The sequence below is a fragment of the Streptomyces javensis genome (genome assembly GCF_039525925.1).
GTDB classification, from domain to species: Bacteria; Actinomycetota; Actinomycetes; order Streptomycetales; family Streptomycetaceae; genus Streptomyces; species Streptomyces asiaticus.
The window spans coordinates 155,677-174,676 of record NZ_BAAAIF010000014.1 but is presented as its reverse complement, the minus strand read 5'-3'; the positions used below and the strand labels follow the sequence as shown (position 1 = coordinate 174,676).

The window sequence follows — 19,000 nt, the reverse complement described above, 5'->3', positions numbered from 1 at the left end:
CCCGCTGGAACAACTCCCACAACTCATCCGGCACCAGCCGCTCGACAATCCCCACCCCGGCAGGTTATCGAACACGCCAAATGAGATGGCCTGTTAGCGTCGAGCCATGAACGATGAACAGTTGATCGCGGACCTGCACGGCCGGTGGGTGTTCGGCTGGGAGCGCGACGAGGGAGACGCACCGTTCGACTTCCGGAGCGTCTTCGGCGAGTTCTACGACTTCGGCTCTCCGGACGTCCGACTCTACGACGACTTCGACCCCGAGCAGCGAGTGGCGACGACGGCCACCGGATACGGCTCGATCTGGGAGTCCGCCTTTCACGACATGATCTCCGTGCACCATGCCGTCGCCGACGGCCCGCACGTCATCGCGGACCACGATCTGGCCGCGTCCACCCTGACATTCGTGGCGCGGATCACCAGACCCGACGTCACCACGGATATTCGCACCACCACCTCGCTGGTCTGGCGCCGCACGCCGGACGGCTGGCGGATCGTCCGGGAACACAACTCGGCGAAGGTGCTGCCCGCGGGGGAACTCGACGGCATGCTGCCGGTGCATGAGGCGCCTAAGGGTTGACGTCCGCAGAAAGCGCTTGTTGCATCGTTGTAACAGCGTGGCAAGGGCGCCCGGTGCGGCAGGAGCAGGGGCACCGCCCAGGGCCTGTCGCCAACCACCCTCGATGGAGTGTGACATGGCCGATGTCCCCAACCGCCGTGCCGTCGTCCGCGCCACGGCCGGTGTGGTACTCACCGGGGCGCTCGCCGCACCCGCCACCGCGTCCACCGCCTCCACCGCGCCGCCCGGCCACGTCACGAACGCCTCGCCGGGCGACCGACCGGCGAGGTGGGCGAGGTGGTGGCCGTCAGGCCAGGAAGCGGAGCAGTTCCGCGGTGACGAACGCGGGGTTCTCCTCGACGAGCCAGTGGCCCGCCTTCGGTACGTCCACCGCGCGCACGATGTTGTTCATGCGCGGGGTCACGGTGGCGCGGACGGGGGCGAGTTGGCCCTGGGCCGTCATGAGGAGGGTGGGGGCGGTCACCGGGGGCGCCGCCTTGGTGTCGCGGACGTCCTTGTCGAGGGAGCGGTAGAGGTCGAAGCCGCCGGACAGGACGTCGGGGCGGCCGTAGGTGCGGGCGTACTCCGTGATCTCGGCTTCGGTGAAGGGCGATCGGGTGGAGGTGCCGCCGAACGCCGTGCCGCCGAAGGCGACTTGCGGGTAGAACAGCGCCAGGTACGCACGCACGTCGTCCGCGACGACGGCCTCGGGGACGCGGCGCTGGGAGTGGAAGGCGATGTGCCAGCTCAGGGAGCGGTAGGTGCGCGCGTCCATGGCGGGGCCGGGCAGCGGCAGGTCGAGGTAGCCGAGCCGCTCGGTGTCGGCGGGGAACCGGGCGGCGTACTGGAAGGCCACCGCGGCGCCGAGGTCGTGGCCGACGACCCGGGCGTGGCGTATGCCGAGCTTCCCGGCGACGAGGGTGTGCACGTAGCGGGCCAGGGTGGCCTTGTCGTAGCCGGTCGGTGAGCCGCCGCTGTCGCCGAGTCCCGGGAGGTCGAGGGCGTACACGGTGTGGTGTTCGGCCAGCTTCGGCATGATCGGCCACCAGCCGTACCAGGTCTGCGGCCAGCCGTGGAGCAGGACGACCGGGGAGCCCTTGCCGCCCTTCACATAGTGCATCCGCACGCCGTCGACGGTGGCGAACTCGTGGCGGAAGGTGCGGTTGAACTCCGGGTCGTCGTGTGTGGCGGAGGCGTAGGAAGGGACGTCCGGGCCTTGTGGGGCGCAGGCGGCCGCGCCGCCGATAGTCAGGACGAGGGCCAGGGCGGCGGTTGCCGCCCGTCGGGCCGTGCGCGGTGCGCGGTGCGGTGACGCGGGTGTCATGGTTTCCTGCCTGTGGGCGGGTGGGGGTCAGCGTCCGGTCGCGCCGTCGAGGAGTTCGCGCAGGATGTCGGCGTGGCCGGCGTGGCGGCCGGTCTCCTCGATCATGTGGGTGAGCGCCCAGCGGACGGCGGGGGCCGGTGTGTCCGGCCGGGAGCGGGGCAGTGGCGCGCCGAGGTCGGCGCAGGTGTCGAGGACCGCGTTCGCCTCCCTGACGGTCTCCCGGTAGCGGGCGACGACGGCGGTGGCGCTCTGCTCGGGGGCGGCGTGGAAGGTCGCCTTCCAGTCGGTGATCCGGGCGCCGAGGAACAGCGCTTGCTCGACATGGGTGAGGTGGTGGAGCAGTCCGAGCAGATTCGTGCCCGAGGGCACCGCGGCGGTGCGGATCCCGGGTTCCGGAGCGCCTTCGACCTTGGCGGCGATGGAGTCGCGCAGGTAGTCGAGGAATCCGCGCAGGACCTCGGTCTCGGTGTTCCCGGTGCGCGGCGGCGGGGCGTCGCGGCGGCGGTGCGGGCGCGGGGATTCGGTCATGGTGGCTGCTTTCGTCGGCCGTGCCGGTTCAGGCGGTACGGCGGATGATCAGGATGTGGTCGGTGACCTCGGCCGTGCGGCCGTCCGGTCCGGTCGCCTCGCGCACCTGGGCGTCGGCGCGCTCGACCGCCCAGGTCGCGGGCGGCAGGGCCAGGTCCGCCGCGACCTCCCGCGGGGTCGGGTAGCGGATGTCCGGGTCCCGCGTCCACGACCACGGCGCGGTCGATCCGTGGTCGACCACCAGCAGGCATCCGCCCGGGCGCAGGGCGTGGGCCGCCGTGCGCAGCACGGCCGTCCGGTCCAGGTCGAGGGGGGTGTGCAGATAGTGGGCGCAGACCAGGTCGAAGGCGCCGGCGGGGAAGGAGGTGCGCAGGTCGTGGTGGTGTGCCGCCAGCCGGTCGGTGAGACCGGCCTCGGCGGCGAGGCGGGTGAGGCGCCCGACGGCCACGGAGGATACGTCGACGGCGGTGACCAGCCAGCCGCGGCCCGCCAGCCACAGGGCGTCGCCGCCGTCGCCGCACCCCAGGTCCAGTACGTCGCCGGGCGGCATACCGGTGACCGTCGCGGTGAGGCACGCGTTGGGGCGGGGGGAGGTGGCCGCGGGCCGGGCCGCGTAGATGTCGTTCCAGTACGTACCGGCGTCTGTCGCGCTCATCGGAGCTCCTTGTGCGGGGAGGGGGCGCGCACCACTCTCGCCAGCCTTGCCCGAGCTGGCACGTCATCTTGCGGTTCCTGCAAGATGGGGGGATGGGCGGCGCACCGCGGGACGAGTTCGACGGCATCGGTCCCAGGCTGCGCGCACTGCGCCGCGAACGCGCCATCACCCTGGCCCGCCTCGCCGAGGTCATGGGGGTGTCGGAGAGCGTGCTGTCCCGGCTGGAGAGCGGGAAGCGCCGTCCGACCCTGGAGCTGCTGCTGCCGCTGGCCCGGATCTACGGCGTACCCCTGGACGATCTCGTCGGCGCTCCGCGCACCGGCGATCCCCGCATCCACCTCAAGCCACTTGAGCGGTTCGGGATGGTCTTCGTCCCGCTGTCCCGCCGGCCGGGCGGCATCCAGGCGTTCAAAATGATCATCCCGGACACGCCGACCCCCCGAGAGGCCACCCCGCAGACCCACGAGGGGTTCGAGTGGCTCTACGTGCTCAACGGCCGGCTGCGCCTGCTGCTCGGTGACCGCGACCTGACCCTGGGGCCGGGCGAGGCGGCCGAGTTCGACACCACCCTCCCGCACTGGCTGGGCAGCGCCGACGGCCGGGCGGTCGAACTGCTGATCCTGTTCGGACCGCAGGGGGCGCGCACACACCTGCGCGCGACCCCCGACCGGGCACACCGGCACCGGCAGTGAGTTTGCCGACACTCGGAGAACTTCCGTCACCGCAGGTCACAAGGGTCGCTCGGCTCAAGACACCCGCGGGAGGTCACCGGTCAGTGGACCCGGCTTCAAAGTTTGGGCACAACTTGCACACATTCCCTCTTCAGAAGGGCCCCCCGATGGTCTAGATTGACCGTGCTTCACATGTTTGGACACCGGCGACAAATAATGATCTATGGGTCCGGCTCCATGGCCGGCCAGTAGTCGCGTCGCCGGCGCCGGACATGGGGGTGATCAGTTCCTGGAGCCCGAAAGGGGCCTTGGGTGCGGGGAGCACCCGGGGTTTCGACGGGCTTCCGCGCACCGGGGGGTGGGGACCTCCCGCGAGGAGGAACAGCGCGGCGCGGGGGCGGGGGGCCTCCGAGGGGAGGAACAGTGCCGGGGGGCGGGGGCCTCCCGAGGGGAGGGGCAGTACGGGGGGTGGGGGCCTCCCGAGAACAGTGTTAGGCGAATACGTCGAACCACTGGGAACCTTGGGGGGTTCTGTGCAAGGGGGATTACTCAACCCGTCTCCGTCTGCGCGCGGGCGGCTGACGGACGGGGCGATCAGACAGCCCGCGATCGACTGGGAGCAGCGGTACCGCCGTACCGTGATCACCAGCGATACCGTGGCCACCGCCTTCGTGGTGGCGGCGATCGGCAACTTCTTCGGGGCCCGGGACGCGGCCAACTGGCATGAGAAGTGGGGGATTCTCGCATTCGGCACCGAGCTGCTGGTGCTGGGGGCGCTCGCGGTGAGCCGGGCGTGGGCTCCGGCCGTGCTCGGCCAGGGCGCCGAGGAATTCCGTCGGCTCGGACGTTCACTGTTCACGGCGACCGTCGTACTGGCGCTCGGCGGGATCGCCCTCACCTCGCGCAACATCAAGCTCTGGATCTTCGTCGCGATCCCCGCGATCGCGCTCATCACCATGACCGCGCGGTATCTGCTGCGCCTCTGGCTGCACAAACAGCGGAAGGAAGGGCGGTGTCTGCGACCGGTGCTCGCCGCCGGGAGCCCGGCCACCGTACGCGACCTGATCACCCGAACCCGCAAGTTCCCGCACCTCGGCTGGCGGGTGGAGGCGGTGTGCACGACGGACGGTCGCGGGCTCGACGGTGACCAGCTCGACGGAGTGCGGGTCGTCGGCCGGCTGGCGGACGTCGCCAAGCACGTCCGCCACGACGGCTACCGTGTCGTCGCGGTCACACCGGACCCGCACTGGTCACCGGACCGGTTGCAGCGGCTGGCCTGGAACCTCGAGGGCAGCGACGCCGAGATGGTCGTGGCCCCCGTGCTGATGGAGGTGGCCGGCCCGCGGCTGCACATCGACGCGGTGCTCGGGATCCCGCTGCTGCGGGTCAGCATGCCGACCTTCACCGGCGGCCGCCGCGCGGTCAAAGGGGTCGTCGACCGGATGGGCGCGGCGATCCTGCTGGTGCTGTTCGCGCCGCTGATGGTGTTCGTCGGGCTGCTGGTGCTGGCGGACAGCCGGGGTGGGGTGTTCTACCGCCAGCGCAGGGTCGGCAAGGACGGCCAGGAGTTCACCATCCTCAAGTTCCGCACCATGGTCGCCGGGGCCGACCGGGCACGTGCCGAGCTGGCCGACCGCAACGAGGGCGCGGGGCTGCTGTTCAAGCTCCGCCGGGATCCGCGGGTGACCCGGGTGGGATCGGTGCTGCGGCGGTACTCGATCGACGAGCTCCCGCAGCTATTCAACGTGCTCACCGGATCGATGTCGCTCGTCGGCCCGCGGCCTCCGCTGCCGGAGGAGTCCGCCGCGTACGGCCCGGACATCCGGCGGCGGCTGCTGGTCAAGCCAGGCCTCACCGGCCTGTGGCAGATCAGCGGGCGCAGCGACCTGCCGTGGGAGGAGGCGGTCCGGCTGGACCTGCGGTACGTGGAGGACTGGTCGCTCGCCCTGGACACGGTGATCTTGTGGAAGACGCTGCGTGCGGTGCTCCAGGGGCAGGGGGCCTATTGATGCGCGGGCTCCTACTGATGCGCGGGTGCGTCTTGATGCGCCGTGGGTGTCGTCCGGTCGGCGCATGGAGGGCAGGCCGGAAGGGCCTGCCCGGGGGGAGGAACGGGTCATGAGGGTCAGCGTTTTCGGGCTCGGCTACGTGGGCTGTGTGTCGGCCGCGTGCCTGGCCAGCATGGGGCATGAGGTCATCGGGGTGGACGTGAACCAGGTGAAGATCGACCTGGTCAACGACGGCAAGGCCCCGGTGGTCGAGGAGCGGATCGGCGAGCTCATCGCCGAGGTGGTGCGCACCGGGGCGTTACGCGCCACCGGTGACGTCCGCGAGGCGATCATGGGCAGCGAGGTGTCGCTGGTCTGCGTGGGCACGCCGTCGGAGCCCAACGGCAGCCTGTGCACCACGTACTTGGAGCGGGTCACCGAGCAGATCGGCGCCGCGCTGGCCGAGGGGGCCAAGCAGGGGGGCCGGCACACCGTCGTGTTCCGCAGCACCATGCTCCCGGGCACCTGCCTGAACCTGCTGGTGCCGATCCTGGAGAAGTACGTCGGCGGCACGGCCGGGGTGGACATCGGGGTCGCGGTCAACCCGGAGTTCCTGCGCGAGGGCACGAGCGTGCGGGACTTCTTCGACCCGCCCAAGACCGTCATCGGCGAGCTCGACCCGGCGAGCGGCGACGCGGTGGCGGCGCTGTACGACGGCTTGCCCGGGGAGGTGTTCCGGGTGCCGGTCCCGACGGCCGAGGCGATCAAATACGCGGACAACGCCTTCCACGGCCTCAAGATCGGCTTCGCGAACGAGCTGGGCGCGGTGTGCCAGGCGCTCGGGGTGGACTCGCACCAGGTGATGGACGTGTTCCTGGCCGACCGCAAGCTGAACATCAGCCCCGCCTACCTGCGGCCCGGCTTCGCCTTCGGCGGCTCCTGCCTGCCCAAGGACCTGCGCAGCCTGGTCCACGCGGCGCGGCGGGCCGATGTCTCGGTGCCCATCCTCGCCCATGTGCTGCCCTCCAACTCCGACCACCTTCAGCGCGCGGTGGAGCTGGTCGAACGCACCGGCAAGCGCCGGGTGGGCCTGTTCGGGCTGTCCTTCAAACCCGGCACCGACGACCTCCGCGAGAGTCCGCTCGTCGAGCTGGCGGAGAGGCTCTTCGGCAAGGGGTACGACCTGCGGATCCACGACGCCAACGTGAGCCTGTCCCGGCTGCTCGGCGCCAACCGCGAGTACATCGAGACCCGGCTGCCGCACCTGGCGCAGCTGCTCGCGGACTCCGTCGAGGAGGTGCTCGAGCACGCCGAGGTGTGCCTGGTCGGGACCAGGGACCCGGCCGTGCTGTCGGCGCTGCCCCATGGCGACGGCCCGCTGATCGTCGACCTCGTCCGCCTTCCCGACGCCGAGGCGCGCCGGGCCGAACCGGGGTACATGGGCCTTGCCTGGTAACGCGATCAGCGGTGGAGGGCCGGGCCGGCGCGCGCTGATCCTGGTGGAGAACCTGTCGGTGCCGTTCGACCGGCGGGTGTGGCAGGAGTGCACGACGCTGCGCGACGCGGGCTGGACGGTGGACGTCATCTGTCCCCGGGGGAGCAAGCGGGACACGGAGCCGGAGGCGGAGATCGAGGGGGTGCGGATCCACCGCTACCCGTTGCGCGCGGCCACCGGAGGGCCGGCCGGCTATCTGCGGGAGTACGGATCGGCGCTGTGGCATACGGTCCGGCTGGCCAGGAAGGTCGGCCCGGTCGACGTGGTCCACGCCTGCAACCCGCCCGATCTGCTGTTCCTGCCGGCCCTGTGGCTGAAGCGGCGCGGCGCGCGGTTCGTCTTCGACCAGCACGACCTGGTACCCGAGCTGTATCTGTCCCGGTTCGACCGCGGCAAGGATCTGCTCTACCGCGCCGTGTGCGCCCTGGAGCGGCGCACCTACCGGGCCGCGGACGTCGTGCTCGCCACGAACGAGAGCTACCGGGACGTCGCGGTGCGCCGTGGCGGCCGGCGGCCGGAGGACGTCTTCGTGGTGCGCAGCGCACCCCAGATCGACCGGTTCCAACCGGTGCCGCCCGAGCCGGAGTTGAAGCACGGCAAGCCCCATCTGCTGTGCTACCTCGGCGTCATGGGCCCGCAGGACGGCGTCGACTACGCCCTGCGCGCCCTCGCGAAGCTGCGCGACGAGCTCGGGCGGACCGACTGGCACGCGGTGTTCATCGGCTCCGGCGACGCCTTCGACGCGATGGTGGAGCTGTCCCGGCGACTCGACCTCACCGAGCAGGTGCGGTTCACCGGGCGCATTCCGGACGCCGACCTGGTGCGCTACCTGTCCACCGCGGATGTGTGCCTCTCGCCCGACCCGCGCAATCCGCTCAACGACGTGTCGACCATGAACAAGGTCCTGGAGTACATGGCGATGGGCCGGCCGATCGTCTCGTTCGACCTGAAGGAGGCGCGCGTCTCCGCCGGTGACGCCGCCGTCTACGCGCCCGCCAACGACGAGGCCGAGTTCGCGGGGCTCATCGCGCTGCTCCTCGACGACCCGGACAAGCGGGCCCGGATGGGCAAGATCGGCCAGGAGCGGATCGGCGGGCCGCTCTCCTGGCGGAACTCACAAGCGTCACTGCTCGCCGCCTACGCATCGGCGGGCGACCCGGAACGGGCAGGGAAGAGGCCGCGCCGTTGAGCGATGACACGATACGCCTGGTCACGATCGGGCGGATGATCCGTCGGCGCTGGCGGCTGCTCACCATCCTCGCCGTGCTGGGGGCGCTCGTCGGCTACGGCACCTCCTTGCTGTTTCCGCCGCGCTACACGGCCTCGGCATCGGTACTGCTGCCGGGGGCGTGGGAGGAGCGCGAGCTGCTGACCCAGGCGGAGATCGCGACCAGTTCGGTGGTGGTCGACCGCGCGGCCGCCGCGCTCGGCTGGACCGGGGTCAGCGGCGGCGAGCTGCGGGATCGGGTGAGCGCCGAGGCCGCCGACGGGAACATCATCAAGATCTCGGGTACGGCCGAAACCCCGGAGCGCGCGCAGCGCCTCTCCGACCAGGTGGCCCAGCAATTCGTCACCTTCGCCGCGCGGCTCGCGGGCGAGGACACCGACTCCGAGGCGTCGGCCGGGCCCGAGGACTTGCGGAAGTTGGTGGTGCGGACCAGCCGCCGCATCACCGAGCTGGCCGATGCCGCCGATCCGGGGCGGACCGTGGAGAGCGTGCAGGGCCGCACCGAACTGGAGAAGCTGCGCATCGCGCTTCAGGAGGCGGTGAAGAAGCTGGACGAGGCCGACCCGGTGACCAACAAGTCCACCATGGTCGTCATGGGACCGGCGGCCCGGCCGTCCGGCGAGGCACCGCCGACGAGGACGCAGTTCATCGTCGCCGGAGCGCTGCTGTTCTTCCTGTTCGCGGTCATCGGCCATCTCACCGCCGCGCGGATGAGTCGCCGGCTGCGCACCGAACCGGAGATCGCCGCGGCGCTGGGCTCGGCGCTGCTGGGTACCGTCGACGTACCCGGTGAACGGCCCGCGCACCGGCCGGAAGGCAGTGGTCCGCGGGCCCGGATCCGCCGGCTGCTCGGCGTCGACATCCGGTGGGACCTGCCGACGCCGCAGGCGTCCGGGGACGAGGCCGGCAGGCACCTCCGCTACCGGCGGGTGTGCGCCCGCCTCCGGGACCGGCTGCCGGGTCCCCGGCGGCTGCTGGTGGTCGTACCCGAAGGCGACGAGATCGCCCGCCGGGCCGCGGAGCGGCTCGTCGCCGAGTCCGACGGCGATCCCTCCCCATCCTCTTCGAGCGGGGGATACCCCGTGCTGCGGGTGGTGGAGGTCTCGGTGTCCCAGCCGCTGGTGCCGGACCGCGGCACCGAGTCCGGTGCCCTGGTCGTGCTCAGCGCGGGCAACTGGACCGCGGGGGAGCTCACCGGCATCGCCGAGGCGTGTGCGGACGGCGACCACGAGATCGTCGGCATCGTCGTCGCCGGCGCGGTCCGGGTCCGCCCGAAGCGGTCCGCCGGCCACCCTCCGGAGGACGCCACTCCGGCGCTCGCGGGTCGCGGCCACGCGACGGGAGGTGCGGTGTGACGACGGGCACCACCTCGGAGCGGTCGGCGGCCGCTCCGCTGTTCGACCTTCAGGCGCTGGTGGTGGCGGTGCGCAGGCGCCGCCGCCTCTGGTGCTCCATGGCTCTGCTGGGGCTGCTGGCCGGTGTGGCGATGGCGGTCCTGCTGCCGCCACCGCCGACCGCGGTGACCAAAGTGCTGGTCGCGCATCAGGAGGACCAGCCGAACGACACCGGAACGCTGATCCGCACCGATGTCGCGCTGCTGGGCACCACGCGGATCGCCGACATGGCCCTGAAGTCCCTCAACTCCCCGGAAAAAGCGGAGGACTTCCTGCGGGACTACCGGGGCACCGGCCTGACCAACAACCTGTTGCAGATCGATGTGACAGGTGACAGCGACGCGGAAGCGGTGGCCCGGGCCAAGGCGCTGGCCGACGCGTTCGTCGCGGACCATGTGCGGCGGATGCGGGAGACCGCGAAGGCCGAGTCCAAGGCCCTGCTCGACCAGCGTGACCGGGTACGGGACGAACTCACCGAGGTCAACAAGGCGATCGGAGACCGCTCGCCGGACAGCGACCCGGAAGCGTCGGCGAGCACCGAGTCGCTCTTCGCCCGCCGGGCCGAGCTCAACTCTCGGATCGCCGACTTCGACCAACGCGCCGCGGAGGCGCGCACCGGCACGCCCCGGATCATCGCCGGCACGCAGATCGTGGACGCCCCGCGCGCCGTGCGGCACTCCCCGCTCAAGGCCGCCGCCACCAACGGCGCGATCGGGCTCGTCCTCGGGCTCGTCCTCGGGCTCGCGGTGGCCGCGGTCGGCACGGTGGTGGCGGACCGCCCGGTGCTGCGCCGGGAGATCGCGGCGAACCTGGGCGCCTCGGTGATCGCGGAGCTGCCCCACCGGTCGGGCGGGCCGTGGCGGCGCCGACGGGTCCGGACGGCACGGACGAGGCTCACCGAGTCCCTGGCCCGCACCGTGCGCGGCTCCGCGGAACCGGTGTCGCTGCTGGAACTGGGCTGTGCGCGCGGCACGACCGTGATCGCCCTGGACCTCGCCAGGGCACTGGCGGCGGATGGGCCAGTGGCGATCATCGACGGTCTGCCCGGCCCGCAGCTCGCAAGACGCCGCCCGAAGCCGGGGGACCCGACCGTGGTCAGCGGCGAGCACGCCGCGGCCATGTCGCACCAGGAGCGCCGGTTCGGCGTCGGCTCGGTCGCGCCCGGCACCGTGTGGACCGATCTCCACTACCTCGGTACCCAGACCGTGCTCGTCGTGCGTGCCGGGCACGGCAGCGCCGCCTGGCTGCACACCGTGGCGCGGCAGCTCGCGGACCAGCGCATTCCGGTGATCGGTGTGGTGCTGATCGACCCCGATCCGCGGGACCGGACCGACGGCACGCTGTGGGACGGGCTGCACATCGCGCTGCGGGGCCACGGCGAACGGCTGGCCCGGCGACACGGGACGGGCCAACTACGGACGGAGCGACCGCCGATGTGGGCCGCACGAGTCCCGGACAGCGACCAGGAGGCGCGGTAGCACATGTGTGGCATCGCAGGTACATACCGATGGCCGGACGGCAAGGCCGTGACCGACCGGCTCACCCATACCCTCGCCCACCGCGGTCCGGACGGGACGGGCCGGTACGGGCACCCCGCCGGGGACGGCGAAGTACACCTCGGCCACCGCCGGCTGGCCATCATCGACCTGTCCGGGACCGGCGCCCAGCCGATGGTCGCGGGCGGGCTCGCCCTGACGTACAACGGCGAGCTGTACAACGCGCCCGAGCTGCGTGCCGAACTGGCGGCCGCCGGGGTGCGCTTCCGGGGCACCTCCGACACCGAGGTGCTGCTGGAGGCGTGGCGGCGCTGGGGCACGGACTGTCTGCCCCGGCTGCGCGGGATGTTCGCGTTCGCGGTCTTCGACGAGCGCACCGGTGACCTGGTGCTCGCCCGCGACCAGCTCGGCATCAAGCCGCTGTTCCTGCTCCGGCGCGGCGAGGGCCTGGTGTTCGCCTCCGAACTCAAGGCGCTCGCCGCCGTGACCGGCGGGTCGCTCGAGGTGGACCGCGCGGCGCTGGTGGCCTCGCTGCTGTACTACTGGGTGCCGGACTCGCGCTGCGCGTTCCGCGAGGCGGAGAAGCTGCCGCCGGGGAGCTGGCTGAGGTGCCGGCCCGACGGCCGGGTGGAGCGCGGCCGGTTCTGGAACCTGAAGGACGTCGCCGCCGAGGGCCGGGAGCGGGCCCGCAGCGGCGAGCGGCCGGACCTGGCCGCCATCGTCGAGGAGTCGACCCGGCGCCACCTGCTCTCCGACGTGCCCGTGGCGACCTTCCTCTCCGGCGGGCTCGACTCCAGCTATCTGACCGCGCTGGCGGCCCGCCACCGACCCGGGATCTCCGCTTACACGATCGGGTTCCGCGCCGAGGACGCCAGGTTCGAGGCGATGCCGGACGACCTGCGCTACGCCCGGCGGGTTGCGACGCGGTTCGGCGTCGATCTGCATGAGATCGAGATCGCCCCGAACGTGCTCGACCTGCTGCCGAAGATGACGTACCACCTGGACGAGCCGATCGGCGACCCCGCCGCGATCAACACCTTCCTGATCTGCTCGGCCGCCCGGGAGGCCGGGGTCAAGGTGATGCTCTCGGGGATGGGCGCCGACGAGCTGTTCGCCGGTTACCGCAAGCACCTGGCCAATCTGATCGCGCTGCGCTACCAGCGCGTCCCGCGGCCCCTGCGGCGCGGGGTGTCCAGGGCCGTGGACCGGCTGCCGGTGGCCACGGCCCGCCGGGGGTACCGGTCGGTGCGCTTCGCGAAGCGGTTCCTCTCCTTCGCCGATCTGCCGGAGGAGACCGCGTTCCGGCGCAGCTACACCATGTACGACCAGGACGAGCTGCTGGCATTGATCGATCCGGACCTGGTGGGCACGGTCGAGGACGTGCTGACCGAGCATGCGGACGTCTACCAGGACAACGACCTCGACGACTTCGTCAACCGCATGTGCCTGGGCGACGCCCGGATGTTCCTGCCGGGCCTGAACCTCACGTACACGGACCGGTCGAGCATGGCCGCGTCCACCGAGGTGCGGGTGCCGTATGTGGACGTCGAGGTGGTCAGGGCGGCGTTCGCGGTGCCCGGTGACCGCAAGATCGTCGGACGGCAGGGGAAGGCCGTCCTCAAGGAGGCGGCCACCTCGATCCTGCCCCGGGAGATCGTGTACCGGCCCAAGGGCCTGTTCAGCGCCCCGCTGCGGGCCTGGATGAGCCGGGATCTGGCACCGCTGGTGCGCGAGGTGGTGCACGACGGCCTGCTCGTCAGTTCCGGGTTCCTGCGGCGTGACGCGCTGGCGCGGATGGTCGCCGAGGACGCCGCCGGGCAGCGGGACTTCTCCAAGCATCTGTGGCATGTGCTGACCCTCGAGTACTGGTATCGCGGCGCGACCTCCGAGGCCGGTCAGAGCGCTCATCTGACGGCGTAGAACCGGCGCAGAACCGGCGCGGAACCGGCGTAGAACCGGCCTAGAAACAAGGGGACTTCGGGTGAAACAGGTTGTGCAGAACTACAAGAGCGGCGAGCTGGCGCTGCTCGACGTGCCGGTGCCGGGGTGCAAGCCGGGCGGTGTGCTGGTCCGCAGCGCCTACTCGCTGATATCCACCGGGACCGAGCTCATGAAGGTGTCCGAGGCCGGCATGTCGATGCTGGGCAAGGCCCGCTCCCGGCCCGACCAGGTGGCCAAGGTCGTGCAGAGCGTGGCCACCAACGGGGTGCCCGCCACCTACCGCAAGGTGATGGGCAAGCTGGACTCCTACACCCCGCTCGGCTACTCGCTGTGCGGGGTGGTCGAGCAGGTCGGCGGCGGGATCGACGATGTGAAGGTCGGCGACCTCGTGGCCTGTGCAGGCAATGAGCACGCGCTGCACGCCGAGCTGAACTGGGTGCCGAAGAACCTCTACGCCCGGGTGCCGGACGGCCTCGCGCCGCGGCACGCGGCCTTCGGCACCGTCGGGTCGATCGCGTTGCAGGGCGTCCGCCAAGGCGAATCCCGCCTCGGCGAAGTGGCGCTGGTCATCGGCCTCGGGCTGATCGGGCAGCTGGTGGTGCAGCTCCTCGCCGCCTCGGGAGTCCGCGTCGTCGGGGCCGACCCCGACCCGGCGCGTTGCGAACTCGCCGAGCGCCTGGGCGCGGCGGCCTGCGGCGACCCCGCGTCCGCGGCCGTGGAGACCGCCGTCGCCGAACTCACCGGCGGTCACGGCGTGGACCAGGTGTATCTGGCCGCCGGCGGCGGCAGCAACCAGCCCGTCGAGCTGGCCGCCCGGCTCTGCCGGGACCGCGGCCGGGTCGTCGACATCGGCAAGTGCCGCCTGGACCTGCCGTGGAACGCGTACTACGAGAAGGAACTGGACGTCCGGTTCTCCCGCTCTTACGGCCCCGGGCGCTACGACCCGGAGTACGAGCTCGAGGGGCGCGACTACCCGATCGGCTATGTGCGCTGGACCGAGCGCCGCAACCTGGCGTGCTTCCTCGATCTCCTCGCCCGCGGCAGCGTCGACGTGGAGCCCCTGGTCTCCCACGTGGCCGACTTCGATGACGCCGTCGAGACGTACCGGCGCCTGAAGGACGGCGACCTGAAGGCCGTGGCCGTGCTGTTCCGGTATCCCGGCCACCCCGACCGAGCCGCGGAAGGGGAAGCCCCGGCGGTGGCCGTGCCCGCGGTGCGCCGCGGTGGCGGAGTGTCCGCCCCGGCCCGGCTGGCCAACGCTTCGGTGCGGCTGGCGTTCGTCGGGGCGGGAAACTACGCCACGTCGATGCTGCTGCCGCAGCTGGAACGGCGTGCAGGCGTCGAGCTGTCCACGGTCGTCACCACTACGGCGCTGTCCGCGGCCAACGCGAAGCGGAAGTTCGGCTTCGCCGAGGCGACCACCGATCTCGACGCCGTGCTCGGCGACAAGTCCATCGACGCGGTGTTCGTCGTCACCCGCCACAGCTCGCACGCCGAACTGACCATGAGGGCGCTGCGGGCCGGCAAGGCGGTGTTCGTGGAGAAGCCGCTGGCGCTCACCGAGGACGAGCTGGCCGGTGTGCTCGCGGCGGTGGAGGAGTCCGGCAACGACCGGCTCCAGGTGGGCTTCAACCGCCGGTTCGCACCGCTGCTCCAGGAGGCCGGGAAGCGGTTCGGCTCCCGGACCGGCCCGGCGAGCCTCCGCTACCTGGTCAACGCGGGCCGCCTCGAGCACGGCAGCTGGTACCTCCAGCAGGGCACCGAGGGCTCGCGGTTCGACGGCGAGGGCGGACACTTCATCGACACGGCGAGCTGGCTGCTCGGGGCCGACCCGGTCTCGGTGTACGCGGTCGCCACATCCGGCAACGACGACCTCCAGGTCGTACTGCGCTACCCGGATGGGTCCACCGCCACCATCGCGTACGTCACCACCGGCTCGCCGGGCTTCCCCAAGGAGACGCTGGACCTGATCGCGGACGGCAAGGTGCTGCGGCTCGACGACTTCGTCCGTGCCGCCGTTTACGACGGCCGCCGCAACCGGTGGGTCAGTTCGCGGCTGCCCAGGGCCCGGGACAAGGGCCAGTCCGCGGAGCTGGCCGCGTTCATCAAGGCCGTGCGGACCGGCGGGCCGATGCCGGTGCCGCTGGAGTCGCTGGTCGCCACCACGGCGGCCACCCTCGCCGTGCGGGCCGGGCTCGCCGCCGGCGCGCCGGTGGCATTGGCGGGGGCGCGATGACCATGACTCCAGCCTGGTACCTGCGGCGGCTCTCCCGGATGGGACCGCGGGAGGTCGGCGGCCGGGTGGGCGACGCGGTGCGCAGGCGGCGGTGGCGGTCGGCGCGGCCGGACTGCCCGAGCGTGACCGGCGCCCGGTTCACCGCGGTACTGCCCGCGGGGACGATCGCCGCGGTGCCACCGGACGCCGCCAAACGGCTCATCGCCGAGGCGGACCGGCTGATGGCCGGGCACGCCGAGTACTTCGGGGTGGACCGCGACGACCTGGTCGACCCGGACTGGTGGTACGACCCGAAGACCGGGCGCCGGGCTCCGGAGGGCTACGCCTTCGACGTGCCGTACCGCGACGAGGACGCGGTCGGGGACATCAAGCAGATCTGGGAGCCGTCCCGGCACCAGTACCTCACCCAGCTCGCCGCCGCCTACGCGATCACCGGGGACGAGCGGTACGCCGAGCGGGTGGCCGAGCACCTGCGGTCGTGGTGGACGGCCAACGCGCCGCTGCGCGGAGTGCACTGGACCAGCGGCATCGAGCTGGGGATCCGGCTGCTGTCCTGGGTGTGGATCCGCCGGCTCCTCGACGGCTGGCCGGGCGCGGCCGGGCTGTTCGAGGGCAACCCGGTGGCGCTGAACCAGATCTGGCACCACCAGCGCTGGCTGGCCGCCTTCCCGAGCCGGGGGTCCTCGGCGAACAACCACGTCATCGCCGAGGCCGCCGGGCAGTTGGCCGCGGCCTGCGCGTTCGGCTGGTTCCCCGCCTCGGCGCGCTGGCGGGCCGACGCGCTGCGGTCGCTCGAGCGGCAGCTGCGGGGCAACACCTTCGCCTCCGGCCTCAACCGCGAGCTGGCCACCGAGTACCACGGACTGGTGCTGGAGCTCGGCCTGGCCGCGGTGGCCGAGGCGGATGCCGCCGGAGTGCCGGTCCCCGCGACGGTCCGGCTGGTGCTGCTGCGGATGACCGACGCGCTCGCGGCCGTCGTGGACAGCCGGCTGCGGCCACCGCGCCAGGGGGACGCCGACGACGGGCACGGTCTGGTCGTGGACGGCGCGGGCACCGACCGCTGGGCCTCGCTGCTGGCCACCGGGGACGCCGTGTTCGGCCGGCTCGCCTGGTGGCCGGCGGTGACCGGCACCGATGTGCGCACCCCGCTGCTGGCCGCGCTCATCGAACCCACCGAACCGCCGGTGACCCGTCCACCGAGCCGACCGGCCCACTTCGCCGACGCGGGGCTCACGATCCTGCGCGGCCCGGGAGAGATCTGGTGCCGCTGCGACGGTGGTCCGCACGGCTTCCTGTCCATCGCCGCGCACGCCCACGCGGACGCGCTGTCCGTGGAGGTCCGGCACGACGGGGTCGACGTGCTCGCCGACCCGGGGACGTACTGCTACCACGGGCAGCCCGAGTGGCGGCAGTACTTCCGGTCGACCCTCGGCCACAACACCCTGCGGCTGGACGGTGGTGACCAGTCCCTCTCCGGCGGCCCGTTCCTGTGGACCCGGCATGCCCGCAGCCGCGTCCTGGTCGCGGAACCATCCGATGAGGGCGTGGCCCGCTGGTGTGCCGAGCACGACGGCTACCAGCCCTCCGTGCACCGCCGCCGGGTGGAACTGACGGCCGCGGACCGGGAGCTGAGGGTGGTCGACGAGGTGCGCGGCCCGCGCCGGGAGGTCCACCTGGCGTTCCACCTCGGCCCGGCGATCGCCGCGGACCTGGTGGCCAACCGGGCGGTGCTCACCTGGACCCGGGACGGCGAGGACCGCTCCGCGGTGCTCGACCTGCCCGGACAGCTGTCCTGGCGGGCACATCGCGGCGCGACCGAACCGCCGCTCGGCTGGTACTCCGCCGGCTTCGGGCGCAAGGAACCCAGCACCACACTGGTCGGCACCGGCTTCGCCGACGGCGCGCGGGGGTTCACCACCGTACTCAGGTTCCGCGGCTAGGGGTGGGGCGCGTGGTGATCAAGTGGCGGAACTGGGCGTTACCGGTGGCGGCCGCGGCGCTCGTCCTGCCGGTGGCGACCGGCTGTGTGAGCACGCCGGGCGGCGCCCCGGCCGCGGAGCCGACCGCCGCGCCGTCCGCGGCCCGGTCCGTGGCGTGTTCGTTCGCCAAGCCCACGGCCGGGCCGGCGAAGGCGCCGGCGGGCGCGGTGACGGTCGACCCCGCGGTCGTCGGTGACCTGGCGGCGAAGACCAAGAGCAACCCCCCGCACACCACGTTCTGGCTTCGACCGGGCAAGCACAGGCTCGACCCGGACCGCTATGCGCAGGTCATCCCCAAGAAGGGGGACCGCTACCTCGGCGCGCCGGGCGCGGTGCTCGACGGCCGGAAGAAGAACCAGTACGCGTTCGGCGGCACCGCCCGCGACGTCACCATCCGCCATCTGACCGTGCAACGTTTCGTGGCGCCGCCGGACGAGGGCGTGGTCAACCATGACTCGGCCGACGGATGGGTGATCGAGCACGCGACGATCCAGGACAACTCCGGCGCCGGGCTGATGGCCGGTGCCCGCCAGCGAGTGCGCGCCAGCTGTCTGCGCGACAACGGCCAGTACGGCATGAACGCCTACAAGGCCAAAGGCCGTATCAGCGGCCTGGTGGTCGAGGGCAACGAGATCACGGGCAACAACACCGGCGACTGGGAGCGGCGGCGCAAGGGCTGCGGCTGCACCGGAGGCATCAAGTTCTGGGCCGTCGACGGTGCCGATGTACGTGGCAACTGGGTGCACGACAACCGTGGCACCGGGTTGTGGGCGGACACCAACAACAACGACTTCCGCATCGAGAAGAACGTGCTCGAGGCCAACGACGGGGCCGCGCTGATCTATGAGACCAGCTACAACGCGGTCATCCGGAACAACACGATCCGGCGGAACAACTGGGTCGAGGGCCGCAGGGAAGCCGAACGCGGCGACAACTTCCCGTATCCGACCGTCTACCTGTCCGAGTCCGGCGGCGAACCACGGATCAAGGCCCGCACCGACAAGATCGAGATCTACCGGAACGTGCTGGAGAACAACTGGTCCGGGATCACCCTGTGGGAAAACGCCGACCGGTTCTGCAACAGTCCGGCCAACACCTCATCCGGTGACTGCACCCTGCTGGTCCGGGACACCGGCCGCTGCGCGAGACCGGCGATCGCCAAGCCACCGCTCTACGCCGACTGCCGGTGGAAGACCCAGCGGGTGGACATCCACGACAACCGCTTCGTGCTGGACAAGTCCGTCGTCAAGTGCACGGTGAAGTGCGACCGGATGGCGGTGCTGGCCAACTACGGCACCTATCCGGACTGGTCGCCGTACCAGGGCGAAGGGGTGGCCGAGGCGATCACCCACAAGCAGCACAACCGCTGGCACGACAACGTCTACCTCGGGCCATGGCAATTCGTCGCCCAGGACCCGAGCCGGGTGCTCGACTTCGGGCAGTGGCAGATCACGCCGTACCAGCAGGACGCGGGCAGCACCCTCCGCGCACGGGACGGTGGTTGAG

At 71.9% G+C, this 19,000-nt stretch carries 14 protein-coding genes; 11 read left to right on the top strand and 3 right to left on the bottom strand.

Translation table 11 applies throughout. The features are described 5' to 3' along the window. Window positions 1-106 precede the first annotated feature (106 nt). Entirely contained in the window at window positions 107-580 is a 474-nt protein-coding gene (locus tag ABD329_RS15920; RefSeq protein WP_198282462.1) for a YybH family protein, read from the top strand. A gap of 286 nt (window positions 581-866) precedes the next feature. On the opposite strand, the gene ABD329_RS15915 is transcribed toward ABD329_RS15920, so the two are convergent. The 3 genes from ABD329_RS15915 to ABD329_RS15905 are packed head-to-tail and all read right to left on the bottom strand — an operon-like array spanning window position 867 to window position 3,066. Beyond that, window positions 867-1,883: an alpha/beta fold hydrolase gene (locus tag ABD329_RS15915; protein WP_344316517.1), complete on the bottom strand. Its 1,017-nt coding sequence runs from the start codon at window positions 1,881-1,883 to the stop codon at window positions 867-869. A gap of 27 nt (window positions 1,884-1,910) precedes the next feature. Continuing rightward, window positions 1,911-2,411, bottom strand: coding sequence for a mycothiol transferase (locus ABD329_RS15910; protein ID WP_198281973.1), 501 nt, complete (start codon window positions 2,409-2,411; stop codon window positions 1,911-1,913). A gap of 28 nt (window positions 2,412-2,439) precedes the next feature. Further along, window positions 2,440-3,066: an SAM-dependent methyltransferase gene (locus ABD329_RS15905; protein WP_198281972.1), complete on the bottom strand. Its 627-nt coding sequence runs from the start codon at window positions 3,064-3,066 to the stop codon at window positions 2,440-2,442. A gap of 92 nt (window positions 3,067-3,158) precedes the next feature. On the opposite strand from ABD329_RS15905, the gene ABD329_RS15900 reads away from it, so the two are divergent. The 10 genes from ABD329_RS15900 (at window position 3,159) to ABD329_RS15855 (ending at window position 18,999) form a co-directional block, all read left to right on the top strand. Beyond that, entirely contained in the window at window positions 3,159-3,758 is a 600-nt protein-coding gene (locus ABD329_RS15900) for a helix-turn-helix domain-containing protein (protein WP_198281971.1), read from the top strand. A 512-nt stretch (window positions 3,759-4,270) separates the two neighbouring features. Further along, a complete protein-coding gene (locus ABD329_RS15895; RefSeq protein ID WP_198275189.1) occupies window positions 4,271-5,746 on the top strand; it encodes a sugar transferase in 1,476 nt (491 codons plus the stop codon). Window positions 5,747-5,855: 109 nt separating this feature from the next. Beyond that, window positions 5,856-7,181 carry a nucleotide sugar dehydrogenase gene (locus ABD329_RS15890; protein WP_198275190.1) on the top strand — a complete coding sequence of 442 codons (1,326 nt, stop codon included), beginning with the start codon at window positions 5,856-5,858 and terminating at the stop codon, window positions 7,179-7,181. Next, on the top strand, window positions 7,171-8,409 hold the full coding sequence (locus tag ABD329_RS15885; RefSeq protein WP_198275191.1) for a glycosyltransferase family 4 protein: 1,239 nt from the start codon (window positions 7,171-7,173) through the stop codon (window positions 8,407-8,409). Before ABD329_RS15890 ends, ABD329_RS15885 begins: the two co-directional genes overlap by 11 nt. Further along, window positions 8,406-9,803: a YveK family protein gene (locus ABD329_RS15880; RefSeq protein ID WP_198275192.1), complete on the top strand. Its 1,398-nt coding sequence runs from the start codon at window positions 8,406-8,408 to the stop codon at window positions 9,801-9,803. Before ABD329_RS15885 ends, ABD329_RS15880 begins: the two co-directional genes overlap by 4 nt. Continuing rightward, window positions 9,800-11,320 (top strand): Wzz/FepE/Etk N-terminal domain-containing protein, encoded by a 1,521-nt coding sequence (locus ABD329_RS15875; RefSeq protein ID WP_198275193.1) that lies wholly within the window; start codon window positions 9,800-9,802, stop codon window positions 11,318-11,320. The genes ABD329_RS15880 and ABD329_RS15875 overlap by 4 nt, the downstream gene beginning before the upstream one ends. A 3-nt stretch (window positions 11,321-11,323) precedes the next feature. Beyond that, the gene (gene asnB / locus ABD329_RS15870) at window positions 11,324-13,258 is read left to right on the top strand and encodes an asparagine synthase (glutamine-hydrolyzing) (protein WP_198275194.1); all 1,935 of its coding nucleotides are present in this window, start codon (window positions 11,324-11,326) and stop codon (window positions 13,256-13,258) included. Between the two features lie 61 nt (window positions 13,259-13,319). Beyond that, window positions 13,320-15,515 (top strand): bi-domain-containing oxidoreductase, encoded by a 2,196-nt coding sequence (locus tag ABD329_RS15865; protein ID WP_198275195.1) that lies wholly within the window; start codon window positions 13,320-13,322, stop codon window positions 15,513-15,515. Next, complete coding sequence (locus tag ABD329_RS15860; protein ID WP_198275196.1) at window positions 15,512-17,455, top strand: heparinase II/III family protein; 1,944 nt, start codon at window positions 15,512-15,514, stop codon at window positions 17,453-17,455. The genes ABD329_RS15865 and ABD329_RS15860 overlap by 4 nt, the downstream gene beginning before the upstream one ends. Window positions 17,456-17,466: 11 nt before the next feature. Next, on the top strand, window positions 17,467-18,999 hold the full coding sequence (locus ABD329_RS15855) for a right-handed parallel beta-helix repeat-containing protein (RefSeq protein WP_344316515.1): 1,533 nt from the start codon (window positions 17,467-17,469) through the stop codon (window positions 18,997-18,999). Window position 19,000: the final 1 nt, after the last annotated feature.